The organism is Montanilutibacter psychrotolerans (genome assembly GCF_003719825.1).
GTDB classification, from domain to species: Bacteria; Pseudomonadota; Gammaproteobacteria; order Xanthomonadales; family Xanthomonadaceae; genus Montanilutibacter; species Montanilutibacter psychrotolerans.
Genome location: NZ_RIBS01000006.1, coordinates 96,157 through 115,901 on the forward strand (window position 1 = coordinate 96,157; position 19,745 = coordinate 115,901).

Annotated in this window: 15 protein-coding genes; 8 read left to right on the forward strand and 7 right to left on the reverse strand. The window is 69.2% G+C overall.

Annotated features, from left to right (window positions below):
* Positions 1 to 24: 24 nt before the first annotated feature.
* Entirely contained in the window at positions 25 to 1,692 is a 1,668-nt protein-coding gene (locus EER27_RS13230) for a sensor domain-containing diguanylate cyclase (protein ID WP_190285795.1), read from the reverse strand.
* Positions 1,693 to 2,079: 387 nt separating this feature from the next.
* Between EER27_RS13230 and EER27_RS13235 the strand changes: the two genes are divergently transcribed.
* From EER27_RS13235 to EER27_RS13255, 5 genes are all read left to right on the forward strand, one after another.
* A complete protein-coding gene (locus EER27_RS13235) occupies positions 2,080 to 2,484 on the forward strand; it encodes a DUF1761 domain-containing protein (protein ID WP_123088599.1) in 405 nt (134 codons plus the stop codon).
* Between the two features lie 28 nt (positions 2,485 to 2,512).
* Positions 2,513 to 3,145 carry a 2-hydroxychromene-2-carboxylate isomerase gene (locus EER27_RS13240; protein ID WP_123088600.1) on the forward strand — a complete coding sequence of 211 codons (633 nt, stop codon included), beginning with the start codon at positions 2,513 to 2,515 and terminating at the stop codon, positions 3,143 to 3,145.
* A 133-nt stretch (positions 3,146 to 3,278) separates the two neighbouring features.
* Complete coding sequence (locus EER27_RS13245) at positions 3,279 to 4,223, forward strand: DegV family protein (RefSeq protein ID WP_123088601.1); 945 nt, start codon at positions 3,279 to 3,281, stop codon at positions 4,221 to 4,223.
* An 88-nt stretch (positions 4,224 to 4,311) separates the two neighbouring features.
* A complete protein-coding gene (locus EER27_RS13250; RefSeq protein ID WP_123088602.1) occupies positions 4,312 to 7,797 on the forward strand; it encodes an amidohydrolase family protein in 3,486 nt (1,161 codons plus the stop codon).
* A 130-nt stretch (positions 7,798 to 7,927) separates the two neighbouring features.
* The gene (locus EER27_RS13255; protein ID WP_123088603.1) at positions 7,928 to 8,272 is read left to right on the forward strand and encodes a hypothetical protein; all 345 of its coding nucleotides are present in this window, start codon (positions 7,928 to 7,930) and stop codon (positions 8,270 to 8,272) included.
* A gap of 111 nt (positions 8,273 to 8,383) precedes the next feature.
* Here EER27_RS13255 and EER27_RS13260 read toward each other — a convergent pair whose 3' ends face one another.
* The 5 genes from EER27_RS13260 to ppc all read right to left on the reverse strand — a co-directional run bounded on the left by EER27_RS13260 (position 8,384) and on the right by ppc (position 14,547).
* Positions 8,384 to 9,061, reverse strand: coding sequence for a helix-turn-helix transcriptional regulator (locus EER27_RS13260; RefSeq protein ID WP_123088604.1), 678 nt, complete (start codon positions 9,059 to 9,061; stop codon positions 8,384 to 8,386).
* 138 nt (positions 9,062 to 9,199) lie between these two features.
* The gene (fghA, locus tag EER27_RS13265) at positions 9,200 to 10,030 is read right to left on the reverse strand and encodes an S-formylglutathione hydrolase (protein ID WP_123088605.1); all 831 of its coding nucleotides are present in this window, start codon (positions 10,028 to 10,030) and stop codon (positions 9,200 to 9,202) included.
* A gap of 66 nt (positions 10,031 to 10,096) precedes the next feature.
* Positions 10,097 to 11,206, reverse strand: coding sequence for an S-(hydroxymethyl)glutathione dehydrogenase/class III alcohol dehydrogenase (locus EER27_RS13270; RefSeq protein WP_123088606.1), 1,110 nt, complete (start codon positions 11,204 to 11,206; stop codon positions 10,097 to 10,099).
* Between the two features lie 132 nt (positions 11,207 to 11,338).
* Positions 11,339 to 11,713, reverse strand: coding sequence for a hypothetical protein (locus tag EER27_RS13275; protein ID WP_123088607.1), 375 nt, complete (start codon positions 11,711 to 11,713; stop codon positions 11,339 to 11,341).
* 53 nt (positions 11,714 to 11,766) lie between these two features.
* Complete coding sequence (ppc, locus tag EER27_RS13280; protein ID WP_123088608.1) at positions 11,767 to 14,547, reverse strand: phosphoenolpyruvate carboxylase; 2,781 nt, start codon at positions 14,545 to 14,547, stop codon at positions 11,767 to 11,769.
* Positions 14,548 to 14,635: 88 nt separating this feature from the next.
* Between ppc and EER27_RS13285 the strand changes: the two genes are divergently transcribed.
* Positions 14,636 to 15,394, forward strand: coding sequence for a tetratricopeptide repeat protein (locus tag EER27_RS13285; protein ID WP_190285796.1), 759 nt, complete (start codon positions 14,636 to 14,638; stop codon positions 15,392 to 15,394).
* A 94-nt stretch (positions 15,395 to 15,488) separates the two neighbouring features.
* On the opposite strand, the gene EER27_RS13290 is transcribed toward EER27_RS13285, so the two are convergent.
* Positions 15,489 to 16,880 carry a glutamate--cysteine ligase gene (locus tag EER27_RS13290; RefSeq protein WP_190285797.1) on the reverse strand — a complete coding sequence of 464 codons (1,392 nt, stop codon included), beginning with the start codon at positions 16,878 to 16,880 and terminating at the stop codon, positions 15,489 to 15,491.
* A 242-nt stretch (positions 16,881 to 17,122) separates the two neighbouring features.
* Here EER27_RS13290 and EER27_RS13295 point away from each other — a divergent pair, with 242 nt between their 5' ends.
* Together EER27_RS13295 and EER27_RS13300 are read left to right on the forward strand one after the other, a co-directional pair.
* Positions 17,123 to 18,724 carry a peptide ABC transporter substrate-binding protein gene (locus EER27_RS13295; protein ID WP_123088609.1) on the forward strand — a complete coding sequence of 534 codons (1,602 nt, stop codon included), beginning with the start codon at positions 17,123 to 17,125 and terminating at the stop codon, positions 18,722 to 18,724.
* Positions 18,721 to 19,653: an ABC transporter permease gene (locus EER27_RS13300; RefSeq protein ID WP_123088610.1), complete on the forward strand. Its 933-nt coding sequence runs from the start codon at positions 18,721 to 18,723 to the stop codon at positions 19,651 to 19,653. The genes EER27_RS13295 and EER27_RS13300 overlap by 4 nt, the downstream gene beginning before the upstream one ends.
* Positions 19,654 to 19,745 lie beyond the last annotated feature (92 nt).

Below are 19,745 nucleotides of genomic sequence, written 5' to 3' on the forward strand. Positions count from 1 at the left end.
GGACTTCGCGACCGGCCCGTTGCCTCACCCGGTGGGCCCGTCCACCACCACGACCCGGTTCCGACCGGCGTGCTTGGCCTCGTACATGGCCTCGTCGGCGCGACGGATCAGCGAGGCCGCGTCGTCACCTGCGCCGCAATCCACCACGCCGATGCTGAGCGTCAGCTCGACTGCCGCGCCGTCGACCTCGCGGCAACTCGTCTCGACCTCCAGGCGGATCGCCTCGGCGGTGTCGCGCGCATGGCGGCGGTGGTGCGCGGGCAGCAGCAACAGGAACTCCTCGCCGCCGATGCGGCCCAGCGGGTGGCCATCGGTATCGGCATTGCGGATCGCTGCGACCACCGCGCGCAGGCAGGCATCGCCGACGGCGTGGCCGAAGTTGTCGTTGATGCGCTTGAAGTGGTCCAGGTCGAGGAACAGCACCGACAGCGGCAGCCTCTGCCGCCGCGCCGTGACGATCACGGACCGGAGTTCGCGCTCGATGCCGGCGCGATTGAGAACGCCGGTCAGCGCGTCGTGCTGGGCATCGTTCTGGGCGACGTCGCGCTCGCGCCGGAACGCCAGCATCCTGTCGGCCAAACCGAGCACCAGCACCAGCGCGGCGAACGCCTCCATCACCGGCAAGCCGTACTCCAGCCACGGCGCCAACGGCACGCCGGATCCGAGCTGGACCGCACGCGCGGTGGACACCGTCACCAGCGGCACCCAGGCGATCAGGACGAAGCCCGCATGGCGCCCACCGCGCCACCACGCCACGGCCAGGCTGAGAATCGCCAGGGCGTTGGCCACCAGCAGCAGCAGGTTGCCCAGCGGCGGAAACCATGAGCGATCCGACGGACCCGGCCAAACCAGCGCAACCAGCAACAGGCCCGGCAGCCAGCCGCCCACCAGCAGCAGCGCCCGGCTGAGCCACGGAACGCGCGGTCGCAGCTGCGCGAACTCCAGCAGGAACAGCACCGTGAGGATGGTCGAGCTGGTGGCGACGAACCAGATGCCCTCCACCCCGAACCGGGCCAGCCAGTGCAGGCCCGGCAGTACGTAGGCATCGCCGTACGAGCACAGCACGTACAGCAACTGGCTGGTCAGGCTGGCGGCGAACAGCAGATAGACGCGCTCGCGCAGGCGCGACCAGAACATCAGCACGACCAACGCCACGCCGATCAGCAGGCCAAGCGCCAGCCACAGCACGCGCACGTGCGCGTGGTCCTCGACGGCGTACTCGCGCGGGCTGCGCAGCGCCACCTGCAGCGGATAGCGCGCGTCCTCCACCCCGATCCAGATCGGTCCAGGCGCGTCGATGTCGAACGCCAGCGCCCGCTGCGAATGGGCAATCCGGGCGGGCGGTTGGAAGATGCTGGCCCTGCGCGCACGGTAGTCGGGTGGCGCGAGCACCGTCAGACGCGCGCTGTAGGGGTGGTAGACCAGCAATACGCGGTCGTCCCCGGAGGGCACGGGGTGCAACCGCCACCAACCGCGGCCGCGCGCATCGGCCCCGGACAGTTGCGTTGCGGAAGGTGCAGGCTCGAAGGCCGTGGACGGAAGCGCGGCCAGGCGCGTGGCGTCGGCGCCGGCTTGTGCGGCCTGTTCGGGATCGATGCGGTCGATGCGTTGCAGGCCGTTCGCCGCGACCGGAAGGCACACGACCATCAGCAGGCAGGCGATCAGCCACGCGTACGGCCGGGCCGATGCCACGCGCGCGGCCGCCGACGCTGCCCGGCCGCCCCGTGACCATCGCCAACGCCGCAACGACGCCATCCTCCTCCCCCGGCGGTCACGCAACCCGCTGCGCGACTACCTGCCCGCCAACCGCGTCGGGCAACTTCCGGAAACCGTTCAACCGGGCATTCCCGCCCGGGCCCGTGCAACCCCTGTTCGTGCAGCCGCTTCAACGATGCGTGACGCCCCCACCGTCGGGCCACCAGAGCCCGAGTGTCCGCCGCGCCGCCGGTGGCGACAAGTCCGGCCGATCGCGCGGCGACGGCGCCGGGACCCCGCCTCGACCGCGCCGGAACAACAAACAGGCTCTAAGCTTCCGCCGTCGCGTGCGCGATCGCGCCGCCATCACCACGGAGTCTGCCGATGAACATGCCCCCGATCGACCTCAACTGGCTGGCCGTGATTGCCGCAGCCGTGTCGGCCTTCGTGCTCGGCGGCATCTGGTATGGGCCGTTGTTCAAGAAGGCCTGGTGCCGCGAAGCCGGCATCGACCCCACCAGCGCGCCCTCGCACGCGCCGCGGATCTTCGCCACCGCGTTCGGCTGCAGCCTGTTGTCGGCGCTGATGTTCGCCGTGTTCCTGGGCCACGACGCGAACGCCGGCCAGGGCTTCGGTGCGGGCTTCGTGGTTGGCGTGTTTTTCGTCGCGATGAGCTTCGGCATCAACTACGCCTTTGCCCAGCGCAGCCTCAAACTGTGGATGATCGATGCCGGTTACCACATCGCCCAGTTCTGCCTGTATGGCCTGATCCTGGGCGCCTGGCACTGAGCGCGACCTGCCCGGGAGGACGCAGACGATGACCGATGCCGCACCGCGCTGGTATTTCGACTTTCTCTCGCCGTTCGCCTACCTGCATTGGCAGAAGCTCAAGGCCTTGCCGGCCGACGAAGCGGTCCAGCCGGTGCCGATCGTGCTGGCGGCCATCCTGGATGCACACGGTCAGAAGGGCCCGGCCGAGATTCCCGGCAAGCGGCTTTTCACCTATCGCCACGTGTTGTGGATCGCACGCAACGAAGGGGTGACCTTGCGTTTCCCGCCGGCGCACCCGTTCAACCCGATCGCCGCGCTTCGGCTGTGCATCGCCGCCGGCGGCGATGCGCGCGCGGTCGACACGATCTTCGACTGGATCTGGAACCGTGGCCAGGCAGGCGACAGCCCGGCGGCGCTGGCCGACCCCGCCGCGCGCCTGGGAGTCGATGTCGCCACGATCGGCAGCCCGGCCAACAAGGCCACGTTGCGCGCCAACACCGACGCCGCACTGGCCGCCGGGGTTTACGGTGTGCCGACATTGGCGGTCCGCTCCGAGTTATTCTGGGGCAACGACGCGCACGGCCTCGCCATGGCCGCGCGGCGCGACCCGGGCCTGCTCGCCGACCTGCAGATGCAGCAGTTGGCCACCTTGCCGGTCGGGGCAGTGCGCGGGGGCTGAATCCCGATCGTGCCAGGGAGGGCGCACAAACGTGAAGAATGTGAAAACGTGACCAGCGTTACACTTCTTTACCGCTGGGGCCGAGTCGCGCGGAGGCCCCGGAGCAAGCCCTCCGCGCCTTTGGGGACAAATCATGCGCATAGGACTCGTCGTCGACTCGGCCTGCGATCTTCCGTACGACTATTTCAAGCAGCACGACATCGAGCTGCTGCCGATCACTGTCCGCATCGGTGATGCCATCCTCGCCGACCATCGCGACGAACGCGCCACACTGCAATTCCTGAACACCCACGTGGCCGCCCGCGGGCACGAAGCCGAAACCACGCCGTTCACGGTCGAACAGATCCACGACCTGTTCATCCGGCGCCTGGTGATCGACTACGACTACGTGTTCTGCATGACGATCACCAAGACCCGCAGCCCGATCCACGAGAACGCGCTCCAGGCCAGCTACTCGATCCTCAACGACTACAAGGCCGTGCGCGCCGCGGCCGGCAACAACACGCCGTTCGCCCTGCGCGTGATCGACACCCAGAACCTGTTCGCCGCCCAGGGCATCCTCGCGGTCGAGGCGGTGCGCCTGCGCGAAGCCGGTGAAGGCGCGCCGAAGATCCGCGCGCGGCTCGAGAACCTGGCGCTGTACACCCACGGCTACATGATCCCGCGCGACCTGCACTACCTGCGCGCGCGTACCCGCAGCCGCGGCGACCGTAGCGTCAGCCTGCTCAGCGCAACGCTGGGCAGCGCACTGGACATCAAGCCGGTGCTGCATTGCAACCGCGGCGAGACCGGCCCGGTGGCCAAGATCAAGGGTTGGGACGGCGCGGTGCAGAAGCTCTTCAACTTCACCATCAAGCGCATCGAGGCGGGCCTGATGACGCCGACGGTGTGCGTGAGCTACGGCGGCGACCTCGACGAACTGCGTGCGCTGCCGGGCTACGACCGCCTGCGCGCGGCGTGTGCGGACAACAACATCGAGATGTTCTCCTCGCTGATGAGCCTCACCGGCATGGTCAACGTGGGCAAGGGGTCGCTGGTGGTCGGGTTTGCCGCGGACGGGCCGGCGTTCGAAGCCTGAGCGCGGCACGGGGCAGGACTTTCTGCCTACAGCCGCGCAGGAATCACCGGGTTAGGCTGCGGACCTTCTGTCCCCGCCTGGCCCGACGATGACCCCGAACCAACGCCTGCTGTCCGTCGCGCTCGCCAGCGCGCTGTCCCTGTACGCCAGCGCCGCCGCGCTCGCGCAGCAACCCCCGCCGCAACCGGCACCGACGCCGGCCCCGGCGGAAAAGGACGAGCCGGTCGGGGACAAGCCCGCCGTGCAGCTCGAGCAGGATGCACTCGACCCGGCCGGCAACGACCCAGCGCGCGCGTCGGTGGAAACGGCCAAGGGCAAGGGCAAGCCCGGTGAGGACGGCAAGCCGCCGGCCTGGGACGTGACCGCCGCGCACGGTCCGGTACGCACGGTCCGGTTCGACACCGACGAAGGCACGTGGATGGACGTGGACGTGTCGCCCGATGGCCGCGAGCTGGTGTTCTCGCTGCTGGGCGATATCTACCGGCTGCCGGCCACCGGCGGCACCGCGCGCCGCGTGACCACCGGACCGGCCTGGGACGTGCAGCCGCGTTACTCTCCCGACGGCCGCGAGCTCGCGTTCACGTCCGATCGCGGCGGCGGCAACAACCTGTGGCGCATCGGCATCGACGGCGGCAACGCCAGCCAGGTCACCAAGGAGACCTTCCGTCTGCTCAACAACCCCGCCTGGACCCCGGACGGGCAATACATCATCGGCCGCAAGCACTTCACCGGCGAACGCTCGCTCGGCGCGGGCGAGCTGTGGATGTACCACGTGAGCGGCGGCGAAGGCCTGCAGCTGACCACGCAGAAGAACGACCAGCAGGACCTCGGCGAGCCCGCGGTGTCGCCCGACGGACGCTACGTGTACTTCTCCGAGGACGTCACGGCCGGGCCATTCTTCCAATACAACAAGAACCCGCACGACGTCATCTACGCCATCAAGCGCCTCGATCGCGAGACGGGCCGGATCGACGAGATCGTCAGCACGCCCGGTGGCGCGGTGCGGCCGCAGCCGTCGCCGGACGGCAAGTCGCTGGCATTCGTCAAACGGGTGCGCGAGAAGTCGGTCCTGCACGTGCTCGATCTGGCCAGCGGCGCCGTTCGCCCGGTGTGGGACGGGCTGTCGCACGACCAGCAGGAGGCGTGGGCGATCTTCGGCCCGTACACCAACTTCGACTGGACGCCCGATTCCGGATCGGTGGTGGTGTGGGCGCAGGGCAAGCTGTGGCGCATCGACATGGCCAGCGGCACGGCCCGCGACGACGTCGCCACCCAGATCCCGTTCACCGCTGGCGTCGAGCAGTCCGTGACGCAGCCGCTGCGCTTCGCCCAGACCATCGATGAGGGCACGTTCACCCCGAAGATGATCCGCGACGTGGCCACCTCGGCCGACGGCAGCACCCTGGTGTTTCACGCGGTCGGCCAGCTGTGGCGAAAGCGCCTGCCCGATGGCGCGCCCGAACGCCTCACCGGCAGCCAGGGCGCGTACGAATACCAGCCCAGCTTCAGCGCCGATGGGCGCAAGCTGCTCTACACCAGCTGGTCGGACGAGGCGATGGGCGCCATCCACGTGCGCGACGCCAACGGCAGCGGCGCCGGGCGTCGTCTGACCACCGAAAAAGGCTTCTACTACGGCCCACGCTTTTCGCCAGACGGCTCGCGCATCGTCTATTCGCGCACCGGCGGCGGTGGCCTCACCGGCAGCCTGTGGTCGGTCGATCGCGGCATCTACGTCATTCCCGCCAACGGCGGCACGCCGGTGCGCGTGGCCGAGGACGGCGCGGCGCCTCAGTTCAGTGCCGATGGCCAGCGCGTCTATTTCCTGACCGGCGACGGCCTGAAGAAGAAGCTGATGTCGGTCGGCCTCAACGGCGAATCGCCGCGGGAGGTGTTCGACCTCAAGTACGTCGACGGCGTCAGCATCAGCCCGGACGGCAAGTGGGTGGCGTTCACCGAACTGTTCAACGCCTACGTCGCGCCGATGATGACCACCGGCAAGGCGGTCGAACTGTCCAAGGACAGCAAGGCCATCCCGGTGACCCAGGTCAGCGCCGACATCGGCAGCTACCTGCACTGGGGCGCGGATTCGACGTCGCTGCACTGGATGGTCGGTGATCGCTACCACTCGCGCGACCTCAACCAGAGCTTCGCGTTCCTGCCCGGCGCGCCCAAGGTCCTGCCCAAGCCCGTCAACGGCGGCGGCATCGCCGTCGGCCTCAGCGTGCCAGTGGATCGGCCGAGCGAGGTGGTGGCATTCACGCACGCGCGCATCGTCACCATGCGCGATGCCGAGAATGGCGAGGAAGTGATCGAGGACGGCACGCTGGTGGTGCGCGGCGACGTAATCGAAGCGCTCGGCACCGGTATCGCCATCCCGGCCGGCGCACGCGTGATCGACGCCAGCGGCAAGACCATCGTGCCCGGCTATGTCGACGCGCATGCGCACGCCTCGCACTTCGGACGGGGCGTGGTGCCGCAGCAGAACTGGGCGTACTACACCAACCTCGCGTTTGGCGTGACCACGATGCACGATCCGTCGGCAACCACCGAGTTCGTGTTCTCCGAAGCCGAGTTGCAGAAGGCCGGTCGCATGGTCGGCCCGCGCGTGTTCTCGACCGGCACGATCCTGTATGGCGCCGACGGCGACTTCAAAGCGGTGGTCGATTCGCTCGACGATGCCCGCAGCCACCTTCGGCGCATGAAGGCCAACGGCGCGTTCAGCGTGAAGAGCTACAACCAGCCGCGTCGCGAGCAGCGCCAGCAGATCAACACCGCCGCGCGCGAGTTGGGCATGCTGGTGGTCGAGGAAGGCGGCAGCACCTTCCACCACAACATGACGATGGTCCTGGACGGCGTCACCAGCATCGAGCACAACCTGCCCGTCGCGCCGCTGTACAAGGATGTGATCGGCCTGTGGTCGCAGACCGACGTGCGCAACACGCCAACGCTGGTGGTCAGCTACGGCGGGCTGTCGGGTGAGTACTGGTGGTATGCGCGCGACAATGTGTGGGAGGACCGCAAGCTCAACCGCTTCTTCCCGCGCGAGACGCTCGATGCGCGCAGCATCCGTCGCGAAACCGCGCCGGACTGGGACTACTACCACGTCGAAGTGGCCAAGGCCGCCAAGACGCTGCGCGATGCGGGCGTCAAGATCCAGGTCGGCGGCCACGGTCAGTTGCAGGGGCTGTCGCCGAACTGGGAAATCTGGTCGCTGGTGCAGGGCGGTTTCAGCAACTTCGAGGCACTGCGCGCGGCCACCTTCGACGGCGCCGACATGCTGGGCCTGGGGCGCCAGATCGGTTCGCTCGAAGCAGGCAAGCAGGCCGACCTGGTGGTGCTCAACAGCAACCCGCTGGAGAACATCCGCGCCACCATCGACACCCGCTACGTGATGGTCGATGGCCGGCTGTTCGACGTCGATGCCGATATGGCCGAGCTGGGCAACCAGCGCACGCCCTCGCCGCAGTTCTACTGGCAGCGTCATCGCGATGGCCAGACGTTCGGCACCGAGTTCGGGCCGACCGCCGTCTGCCATTGTCCGAAAGGCCACGGCGCCCACGTACACCTCGATTGAGGGCCGCAGAAGCGCGGTGGTCGATGAACCGACGACGCCGGCGTGCCCGCCGGCGCATCGCCGTGGCTTTCACGACCGGTCAATCCTTGCGCGCCTAACCTGACAGCCACCCAGCAAAAGGAATTCCGCAATGCCAACCCGCTACTACATCAGCCTGCCGGATACCGCCCGCGCGCGCGGTTCCGATCCGCGCTTCGCATTTGCGGCGGTGGGCGCGGAAGGCTTTGCCGAGGAATTGCAGGCAGCACTGCGCAGCCCTGCCCTGTTCGAGCGCTGGCGCAAGCTGCAGGCCGAACCCGACGAAGTCGACCCGGCACTGGGCGCAACCGATCCCAACGCCACCGTGCACGGCGCGCAGCGCGACCTGCACGTCGACCTGGTGGTGACCACCTCGATTGCCGGCGCCGTGCTGAAGCAACGCCTGCGCCTGCTTGCCGGCAGCCATTGGGAACTGCGCGACGTCACCGCCGCCTGATCGCGGCGCGCCGGTCCACCCGTTGCCCGCGGGCGCACGCCTGGCCCGTTGCGGGTCGATCCCACCGGCGTCCTGCGCGGTCGATCGCCGCGCACGACCCAGGACCGCAGATCAGAGCAGGTCGCTGCTGCGCCGACCACTTGCGCGGCCGTCGCTGCGACCACGCCGCACGGCCGCCAGCAATGCCACCCGGCCGCTGATGCCGGCACGCTCGAACACATGATGCAGATGGCTCTTCACCGTTTCCGGGCTGATCCCGAGGCGTCGGCCGATCTGCTTGTTGCTGAGGCCCTGGGCGACCCAGCGGACGATCTCGTGCTGCCGGCCGGTGAGTTGCGGCCACGGCGATGCCAGCGCACCGGCGGGCGGTGGCGGCGCCACGGCGGCGGCCACCGCCCGATCGGGGACGATGGCATGCTGCAGCAGCGACGCGTCGACCACGAACAGCCCGGCGCCGACCGAGCGGATCGCATGGAGCACGATCTCGACGGACGCGTGTTTGGCCAGGCAACCGATGCCGCCGACCTGCACGCAGCGACGCAGCAACGGGGCGGTCGGACGCCGATAGAAGTACAGCCGGATGGGTTGTGGCCCGTCGAAGCGGGAACAGAATCGCTCGACCGCCGGATCGTCGCCGTCGAGCAGCCATAGCGACGAGGACTGCAACGGCTCGGCCGAATCGGCGGCAAACGAGCCACACCAGTTCACGTCACTGGCCAGCGTGACCATGCGTTCGAGCCGATACCGCCAGGCCCGATCGCTTCCAATGGCAATTACCGGCATACCCATGCGGCACCCCCACGGTTTCCCGGGTGCGACGCTCCTGTCAGGCCGGTATCCCACCCAACGCACCGCGCTTTGGGTGACGGCCAATCGGGTGTCACCCGTGCGAGCGCGCCGGCGTTCGGCAACCACCGGCGTCTGCCTTCAGCCGTGCAGGGCGTCGGCGTGGTACGCGATGTGCTCGCCGATGTAACTGGCGATGAAGTAGTAGCTGTGATCGTGCCCCGGGCGCAGACGCAGATCGAGCGGATGGCCCGCCCGCGCGCACGTCTCGCGCAGCAGCTCGGGTTTGAGCTGGGTGTCGATGAACTCGTCCGCTTCGCCCTGGTCGACCAGCAACGGCAGGCGTTCACCGGCATCGGCGATCAGCGCGCAGGCGTCCCACGGGCGCCACGCCGCGCGGTCGTCGCCCAGGTAATGCGAGAACGCCTTTTCGCCCCAGGGCACGAGGCTTGGAGCGACGATCGGCGCAAACGCCGACACGCTGCGATAGCGACCGGGGTTGCGCAGCGCAACCACCAGCGCACCGTGCCCACCCATCGAATGCCCGCTGATGGCACGCGCGGTGCTGGTCGGGAAGTGCGCGTCGACCAGCGCCGGCAGTTCGTCGACCACGTAGTCGTGCATACGGTAGTGCGTCGACCACGGCGCGCGCGTGGCGTTGACGTAGAAGCCGGCGCCCAGGCCGATGTCGTAACCCTCGGCATCGGCGACGCCGTCGCCGCGCGGACTGGTATCGGGCGCGACCAGGATTACACCGTGCTCGGCCGCGTAGCGCTGCGCACCGGACTTGGTGATGAAGTTCTGCTCGGAGCAGGTCAGGCCGGACAGCCAGTACAGCACTGGGCACGGGCGCTGCGTCGCCTGCGGCGGCAGGTACACGCCAAAGCGCATCGTGCAGCCAAGTGTGGTCGATGGGTGCTGCCAGACCTGCTGGCTGCCGCCGAAGCAGGCGTGTTGTTCGATGCAATGCATGCAGGTCTCCGTGGCAAATATCGACGGCCCGGCGCGCGTGGCGTGCCGGCGCCATCGGACGCGACGTCAGTAGCGGATCACCGTGCGGATCGACTTGCCTTCGTGCATCAGGTCGAACGCGTCGTTGATGCGTTCCAGCGGCAGCTCGTGGGTGATGAAGGGATCGAGGTCGATCTCGCCACGCATCGCCTGTTCGACCATTCCCGGCAATTGCGTGCGCCCCTTCACTCCGCCGAACGCCGAGCCGCGCCAGACGCGTCCGGTGACCAGCTGGAACGGTCGCGTGCTGATCTCCTGCCCGGCGCCGGCAACGCCGATGATCACCGACTCGCCCCAGCCCTTGTGGCAGCACTCCAACGCCGAACGCATCACGTTGACGTTGCCGATGCACTCGAAGCTGAAATCGACGCCGCCATCGGTAAGTTCGACGATCACGTCCTGGATGGGCCGGTCGTGATCCTTGGGGTTGATGCAGTCGGTGGCGCCCATGCTGCGCGCGAGTTCGAACTTGCCCGGGTTGGTATCGATCGCCAGGATGCGGCCGGCCTTGGCCTGCACGCCGCCCTGGATCACCGCCAGGCCGATGCCGCCCAGCCCGAACACGGCAATGCTGTCGCCCGGCTGCACCTTCGCGGTGTTGTGTACCGCGCCGATGCCGGTGGTGACGCCGCAGCCGAGCAGGCAGACCTTCTCCAGCTGCGCCTCGGGATTAACCACCGCCAGCGACACCTCGGCCACGACCGTGTACTCGCTGAAGGTGCTGCAGCCCATGTAGTGGTGGACCGGCTGCCCGTTGTAGGAAAACCGCGTGCTGCCATCGGGCATCAGGCCCTTGCCCTGCGTCGCGCGCACGGCCTGGCACAGGTTGGTCTTGCCGGACGCGCAGAACTTGCACTGGCCGCACTCGGCCGTGTACAGCGGGATCACGTGGTCGCCGGGCTTGACGCTGGTGACACCTTCGCCCACCTCGACCACGATGCCGCCGCCCTCGTGGCCCAGCACGACCGGGAACAGGCCCTCCGGATCGTCGCCACTGAGCGTGAACGCATCCGTGTGACACACGCCGGTCGCGACGATGCGCACCAGCACTTCGCCGGCGCGCGGCGGCGCGACATCCAGCTCGACGATCTGCAGGGGCTGGCCTGCTGCAAAGGCCACCGCGGCGCGTGATTTCATTGGAGCATCCGGTCTGGGTCGGGACGGCCATGATAGGCGCTGCGCCGGCGCGGTTTGTTTTCGCGATCGGACGCTTGGGCCTGGGCACCGCGCTTGCTGCTTGCGCCCGAATCACGACAGATGGGGGCGTCCTCAGCCCTTTCCGCTTGCGGCGCGCGCGCGGGCTTCGAAGTAGGCCAGCACCAGCGGCGTGGCGAACACCAGCGCCGCCAGCCCGAGGTAGCACGCCGCGGCGAATGCCTTGCCGGACACCGCCAGCGCGACGCCCGGAAGGGCGACCGGCAACAACCCCAGCGGCCGTCGCCGCGTCAGCACGAAGGCGCCGGCGGCAACGGCGAGCCACAAGGCCGAGACCGTCATCAGGTGGCCGGTCGAGAGAACCTGATGGCTCATCTTCGCGTGCATCGGACCGACCACCGGAGTCAGGATCGCCGCCAACACGGCGCCTGCCAGCAACAGCCGCGCCACGGCGTCCGACAGCGCAAACCAGATCCGGGTCAGGCGCATGCGCGCCGGCCGGCGATGTTCATGACATGGGCGTTCAAGATCGTTCTTTCCTCTCAACCGGTGTTCTGGATGCCGGCAGCGATGCCGTTGACGGTGGCCACCAGCGCCTGCAGCACGTCGTCGTCGGGTCGCCCTGCGGCACGCCAACGCGCCAGCAGGTCGACCTGGAGCACGCTGATCGGATCGACGTACGGATTGCGCAGGCGGATCGACAGGCGCAGGCGCGGATCGCCCGCCAGCAGTTCGTCCTCGCGCTTGATCGCCAGCACCGCCTTGCGCGTGCGTTCGAACTCGGCGGCGATGCCCGGGTACAGGCGCGCGTGCAGGTCGCCATCGGGCAGTGGTGCGGCCAGCAGCGAATAGCGCTCGAAGATCGCCATGTCGGACTTGGCCAGCACCATCTCGACATCGTCGATCAGCGTGCCGAAGAACGGCCAGTCGCGGGCCATCTCCGCCAGCGCCGCATCGCCGTGCTCGCGCAGCGCGGTTTCCAGCGCGCTGCCGACGCCGTACCACGCGGTCAGTCCGGCGCGGTTCTGCGACCATGCGAACACCCACGGAATGGCACGAAGCGATTCGACGCCACCCTGGCCGCCGCTGGCACGCTTGCTGGGCCGCGAGCCGATGCGCAGGCGTTCGATCACGTCGATCGGCGTGGCGGCGCGGAAGTAGGCCGGGAAGTCGGGATGTTCGTGGACCAGCGCGCGGTAGTGGCGCCGCGCATCGTCGGCGAGCTGCGCGGCGATCTCCCGCCATCGGCCCTCGCGCGGCTCTGGCGGGCGCGGACGCAAGGTCGCACGCAGCACCGCACCCGTGGCCTGTTCGAGATTGCGCAACGCCAGCGCGCGGATGCCGTACTTGCGGTGGATCACCTCGCCCTGCTCGGTCAGGCGCAGCTGGCCATCGACCGAACCACGCGGCGCGGCGATCACGGCGCGCTCGGTCTTGCCGCCGCCACGGCTCAGCGAACCGCCGCGGCCGTGGAAGAACGCGATGCGCACGCCGGAGTCGTGGGCGAGCGCGGTCAACGCGATCTGGGTCTGCTGGAGTGCCCAGCGCGAGGCGACGATGCCGCCGTCCTTGGCGCTGTCGGAGTAGCCGAGCATCACCACCTGCCGATTGCCGCGCGCCTGCAGGTGGCGGCGATAGACCGGATCGGCGAACAGCGCACGCAACGTGTCGGCTGCGGCGTCGAGGTCGTCGACGGTTTCGAACAGCGGCGCGACGTCGAGCGGTACGCGGCCCTCGCCGTCGACGCAGCCAGCGATACCCGCCAGCGCCAGCACCGCCAAGGCGTCGGCGGCGCTGCGGCTCATGCTGATGATGTACGGGCCGAACGCGCGCTCGCCATGGCGCGGCCTCAGGTCGGCGACCGCGCGGAACACCGCGAGCGTCGACGCGGCCGCAGCGGCATCGGGCTGCACCGCCTCGCGCGATCCGTCCAGCAATCCATGCAGCACCGCGACGCGCGCGTCCACGGTGTGTCGCGCCCAGTCGGGATCGTCGAGCAGCGCGGCCAAGGCGCCGTCGTGCATGGCCGAGTCCTGGCGAAGGTCCAGGCTGGCCAGGTGGAAGCCGAAGCATTCGGCGCGACGCCGCAGGCGCCGCACCGCGAAACCACCGGCGTGCTCGCCGGCATGTTCGCTCAGGCTGTGCTCGATCAACGCGATGTCCGCCAGGAACGCCGCGGCGTCGGGGTAGCCGGCGGCCTCGTCGTGACTGGTTGCCCACAGCCGCTCGGACATCAAGGCAAGCAGGCTGCGATAGGGCATGTCGGCATGACGCGGGTGCAGGCGCTCCTGCGCGCGTGGCATCAGCACGCTGTACTGCTCGATGCGCGCCAGCAACTCCGGCGACACACCGATGCGCGACACCGACTGGCTCAGCAACTCCGACAACGCGCCCAGATCGCTGCGGTACGCGCCCAGCACCAGCGCGCGCTGGCCGGACAGCGTGGCGGCGATCGTGTCGGCGCCGACGTTGGGGTTGCCGTCCATGTCGCCGCCCACCCAGGTGCCGAAGCCGAGCATCGCCGGCAGCACCGGCGCGTCCTCGCCGTAGTTGTCGCGCAGGGCTTCCTCGAACACCTCGTGGAACACCGGCAGCACCCGGTACAACACGTCGGACAGATAAAAGCTGATGTGTTCGAACTCGTCAGCCACGCTGGGCTTGACCGGCGGCGCCTCGGCCGTCTGCCAGCTCGCGGTCAGCGCCAGGCGGATGCGTTCGCGATCGGCGCGGCGCTCGCCCGGCGTGCGGCCCCGGTCGATGTCGGCCACCAGGCACGACACGATCAGCCGCTCCTTCTCGAGCAACGCACGCCGCACCGCCTCGGTGGGGTGCGCGGTGAACACCGGCTCGATGCGCAGGCGCGGCAGCAGTTCGGCCACTTCCGCGGCGGACACGCCCTCGGCGGCAAGCCGCGCCACCACATCGCGCAGGCCACCGGGCTGCGCGCCATCGCGGCTGCGTTCGTGCTCGCGGCGACGGCGGATGCGGTGCACGCGCTCGGCCAGGTTGACGGCCTGGAAGTAGCTCGCAAACGCGCGTACCAGGTCGGCGGCATGCGCGAACTCGACGCCGGCCAGCGTATCGGCCAGCTCGGCAACGGGCGCGGCACTCTCGCGGCGGCGGATCGCGGCCTGTCGCACGCGTTCCACCTCGGCCAGGAACGCCGGCCCGCGCTGCTCGGCCAGGATCTCTCCGACCAGCACGCCGAGTGCGTTGACGTCGTCGCGCAGCAGGGTGTCGGTGGGGGCAAAGTCGACGATGCGCAGCGGTGCGTCCGCCGCGTGGCTGTCGATGCTGGGATGGGCGGGATCGGGGCTGGGCATGCGCGGATGCTATAGCGCGGAACGATTCCACTGGAAATCACCATTGCGCGCGGGGACACTTGCCGCCCTTTCGCTTTTTGATCCGCCCATGCCTTACGTCGGCTTCGGCCTGCACTTCGTCATCGCGCTGTACTTCGCCGTCCACGCCGTCCGGAGCGGCCAGGATCGCTACTGGCTGATGGTCCTGTTCATGTTCCCGCTGCTGGGCAGCGTGGTCTACGCGGTCGCCATCTGGTTGCCCGCCGCGCGTCACGACCCACGCGGCCGCAAGTTGGTGCGCGGCGTGCGCGCGAAGCTCGACCCGCATCGCGAGCTGCGCCAGGCGCAGGACGCGTTCGATGGCAGCGCCAGCACCAGCAATCGACTGCGCCTGGCCGATGCACTGTTGGAGGCGGGCCGCGCCGGCGACGCGGTCGAGCACTTCCACGCGTCGCTGCGCGGCATCCACAGCGACGACGCCGACATCCAGGTGCGTCTCGCTCAGGCGCTGCTCGAATCCGGCCAGGCCGGTGCGGCGCGTGAACTGCTCGACGCGGTGATCCAGCGCAACCCGGACTTCCGTTCCGAACACGGGCACCTGGTCTACGCGCGCGCTGTGGACGCCGAGGGCAACCGCGCCAAGGCACGGGAGGAGTTCGAGACACTGGTGGGTTACAGCACCAGCTACGAGGTCAAGGCCGCGTACGCCGAGGCACTGCACGGTTGGGGCGAGCATGCCCGCGCCGTCGAACTGTGCGGCGAAGCACTGACGCAGGCACGTCGCCTGCCCGGCTATTCGCGCAAGCTCAACGCCGGCGCGATCGACCGCATCAAGCGGGTGTCGGCGCTGCTGGCCAAGGCGCGCTGAGGGCACGCGCGACCTCCCGCCCGGGCCATCCCCGGGCGCTTGGCCGCCGCGCCGAGGGCAACCCCGCGATCACCGACCGGCGGGGCCCAGTGCCTCAGTACGCGTACTCGTCGAACACGCGATCGATGTTGCCGCCCCAGGCGCCGTGGAAGCGCTCGAGCTTGCGTTCGGCCGGGGTGATGCCGGCATCGACGAACTCCAGCAGCGGGGCCAGGTAGATCGATTCGTCCGCGCCGTTGCGGTTGAGCTTCGCGCGGCGCGCCAGGCCGTGCGCAGAGATCTCCAGCGCGCGGCGCGCGAGGTCGAGCACGGTGCCGTTGCGGTTGCTGCCGATGCGGGCAGGCAGCTTGAAGGCATGCCGCGGCACGCCATCGCGCAGTGCGTGGCGCTCTTCCAGCGAGAAGTCGCGGACCAGGTCCCAGGCCGCGTCGAGCGCGGTCTGGTCGTACAGCAGGCCCACCCAGAACGCCGATAGCGCGCAGATGCGGTTCCACGGGCCCGAGTCGGCGCCACGCATCTCCAGGTACTTCTTCAGGCGCACCTCGGGGAACGCGGTGGTGCTGTGATCGGCCCAGTCCTTCAACGTCGGGCGCTGACCCGGGTACGCGGGCAGGCGCCCGTCGAGATAATCGCGGAATGACTGGCCCGAGGCGTCGATGTACTTGCCCTCGCGGTAGACGAAGTACATCGGCACGTCGAGCAGGTAGTCGACATAGCGTTCGTAGCCGAAGCCGTCCTCGAACACGAAATCGAGCAGGCCGGTGCGGCCGGCATCGGTATCGGTCCAGATGTGCGAGCGATAGCTCAGGTAACCGTTCGGCTTGCCCTCGGTGAACGGGGAGTCGGCGAACAGCGCGGTCGCGATGGGCTGCAGCGCCAGCGACACGCGGAACTTCTTGACCATGTCCGCTTCCGACGACACGTCGAGATTGACCTGCACGGTGCTGGTGCGGGTCATCATGTCCAGGCCGAGCGAGCCGACCTTGGGCATGTACTCGCGCATGATCTTGTATCGGCCCTTGGGCATCCACGGCATTTCGTCGCGGCGCCACTTCGGCTGGAAGCCCATGCCCAGGAACCCCAGGCCCATCGGCTCGGCGACCGTGCGCACTTCCTTGAGGTGCTTGGCGGCTTCGCAACAGGTGTCGTGCAGGGTGGCCAGCTGGCCGCCCGAGAGTTCCAGCTGGCCGGCAGGCTCCAGCGACACGGACGCATCGTCACGGGTCAGGGCGATGACGCGGCCGTTCTCCTCGACCGCCGCCCAGCCGAACTGCATCAGCCCCTTGAGCAGCGCCTCGATGCCGCGCTCGCCATCGAACGTCGGCGGGCGCAGGTCGTCGGTGCGGAAGCCGAACTTCTCGTGCTCGGTGCCGATCTTCCAGTCCGCCTCCGGGCGCACGCCGGAAGCGAGATAGTCGATCAGCTGCGCGCGCCCTTCGGCGCCTGCGGCGATGGGTACATCCTTTACCTGACTCGGACCGGACACGGGAAACACCTCGTTCGACAAGACTGGGTTAATGCGGCCGCACAGCGGCAATCACAAGACGAGGCGCACAGGAAATCGCCGCTTCCCAGTCTAGCTCCCGCGGGCCTAGCACCAGCGTCCCGGCAGTGGTGTCACTGCGTTGCGGGAGCGCGCTTGCGTCGCCATCGGCCGACGTGGCCAATGGCGCGCACGCGGTGTGCCATCGGGCATCGCGGGCGCGCGCGGCCCCCTACAATCGCACCATGCCCAATACCGCATGCGTGCTGCGAACCGCCTTCCTGCTGATGCTGTGCTGCCTGCCGGCAACGGTGGCGGCGCAGTTGTCGACACGACTCGAACGCGGCAACGGCCCGGAGCCCAGCACGCTGGACGCACACCGTTGCCAGGAAGTGGCCTGCGGCAACGTGCTGCGCGATCTCTACGAAGGCCTGGTCACGGAAGATGCGCGCGGCCGGCTGGTGCCGGGCATCGCCGAACGCTGGTCGGTGTCGGCCGACGGTCGCCGCTGGACCTTCGTGCTGCGCGACGGCCTGCGCTGGAGCAACGGCGAGCCGCTCGATGCCGCGCAGGTGGTGGCCAGTTTCCGGCGCGCGTTCTCGCCGACGACCGCCGCGCCGTTCGGCGAGCTGTTCGACGCGCTCCATAACGCACGCAAGGTGCAGGCCGGCGAGTTGCCCTCGGCGGCGCTCGGCGTCACGGCGAACGATGCACGCACACTGGAGTTCGCGCTCGACCGTAGCGCGCCGTTGCCGGCATTGCTGACATTGCCAATCGCGTTTCCCGTGTACCTGCCGGCGGTCGCACGCCACGGCGCCGAGCACACGCGGCCTGGCAACCTGGTATCCAACGGGGCGTACCGGCTCACGTCCTGGACACCGCAGGCCAACCTCGTGGTCGAACGGAATCCGCGTTTCCACGGCGCCACCGGCGTGGCGATCGAGCGGGTGCGCTTCCATGTCACCGAGGACGCCGCCGCCGAACTGCAACGCTTTGCCGCCGGCGACCTGCACCTGACCGAAGTCGTGCCGCCGCAACCGCTGGCATCGTTGCGCGCGCGCTTCGGCGACCAGTTGCGGATCTCGCCCTACATCGGCGCGTTCTGGCTCGGCATGAACCTCACCCGTGAGCCGCTCGAAGGCCAGCCCGGGTTGCGCGAGGCGCTGTCGCTCGCGGTCGATCGCGACATCCTGACCCGTCACGTGACCGGACTGGGCGAGACCCCGGCGTTCGGCATCGTGCCGCCCGGCATTGCCGGCTACACGCCGGCGATGACGATCTGGTCGACATCGACGCAGGCGCAGCGTGAAGCGCGGGCGCGCGCGCTGTACCGCGCCGCGGGCTACTCGGTCGACAAGCCGCTGGTGATCGAACTGCGCTACAACACCTCCACCCCGCACCGCCGCCTCGCGCTGGCGGTCGCGGCGATGTGGCGCAAGGTGCTCGGCGTGCAGGTGCGACTGCGCAACGAGGAATGGAAGGTGTTCGTCGGCAACCGCAAACAGCGCGTGATCACCCAGGTGTTCCGCGGTGGCTGGATCGCCGACCTGCCGGACGCACGCAACTTCCTCGCCGCATTCGGAAGCGACGGTCCGCTGAACTGGACGGGCTTTGATGACGCCGGCTTCCGCGAGCGCCTGGCGAAGGCCGACGCGGCGGCATCGGAAGCCGCGCGCAACGCCTGGCTGCATGCCGCCGAAGTCCGCCTGCTCCAGGCCAACGCGGTGGTGCCGCTGTACTTCTACAGTTCCAAGCACCTGGTGTCGCCGCGCGTACGCGGCTTCGAGGCCAATGCGCTGGACCGTCATGCAAGCCGTTGGCTGCGGCTCCAGGATGCCCCGCGATGAAGCGTTTCGCCGCCCGATTGTTCGAAGCCTTCATCACGCTGTGGCTGCTTGCCACGCTGTGTTTCGTGCTGCTGCGCGCCGCACCCGGCGGCCCGTTCGACACCGAGAAGGCCGCGCCGCCGGAAGTGCAGGCGGCGCTCGCGGCGCAGTACCGGCTCGACCGTCCGCTGCCCGCGCAGTACGTGGCGTGGTTGGGCGATGTCGCACGCGGCGACCTCGGCCCGTCGTTCCAATACCCGGACTACACGGTCAACCGGCTGGTGGCCACCGCGTTGCCGGTGTCGGCGCTCAACGGCGGGGTGGCGTTGCTGCTCGCGCTCGCGCTGGGCATACCCGTGGGCGTGTGGGCGGCGCGACGCGCCGGCCGCTGGTCGGACCGTCTGCTGATGTTCGGCGCCGGGCTGGGCCTGGCGGTGCCCAAGTTCGTCGCCGCACCGCTCCTGGTGCTGCTGTTTGCGGTCACGCTGCACTGGCTGCCGGCCGGCGGCTGGGGCGGCACGCCGCTCGAAAGCCTGCGCAACATGGTGTTGCCGGTGATCGCGCTGGCCTTGCCCAACATCGCGTACTGCGCGCGCCTGACCCGCGCGTCGATGCTGGAAACGCTCTCGGCCGACTACCTGCGCGCCGCGCGCGCGCGCGGCCTGTCGGAAGCGCGATTGCTGTTCGCCCATGCGCTGCGGCCCGGCCTGTTGCCAGTGGCAGCGTGGTTGTCGCCGGCGCTGATCAATGTCGTCACCGGCTCGGCGGTGGTCGAACAGGTCTTCGGCATTCCCGGCATGGGGCGGTACTTCGTGCAGGGCGCGCTCAACCGCGACTACACGCTGGTGCTGGGCGTGGTGCTGGTGGTCGGCGCGGTGATCGTGCTGATCAACCTGCTGGTGGATGCGCTGCGCGGCTGGATGGACCCGCGGCTGCAGGACGCCACGTGATGGCGGGCGTCGCCTGCGCGGCAATGCCGGCGACGCCTTGGCATCGGGCAGCGGCATTGCCGGGGCGATGCCCGAACTGCGACGCCACGCCT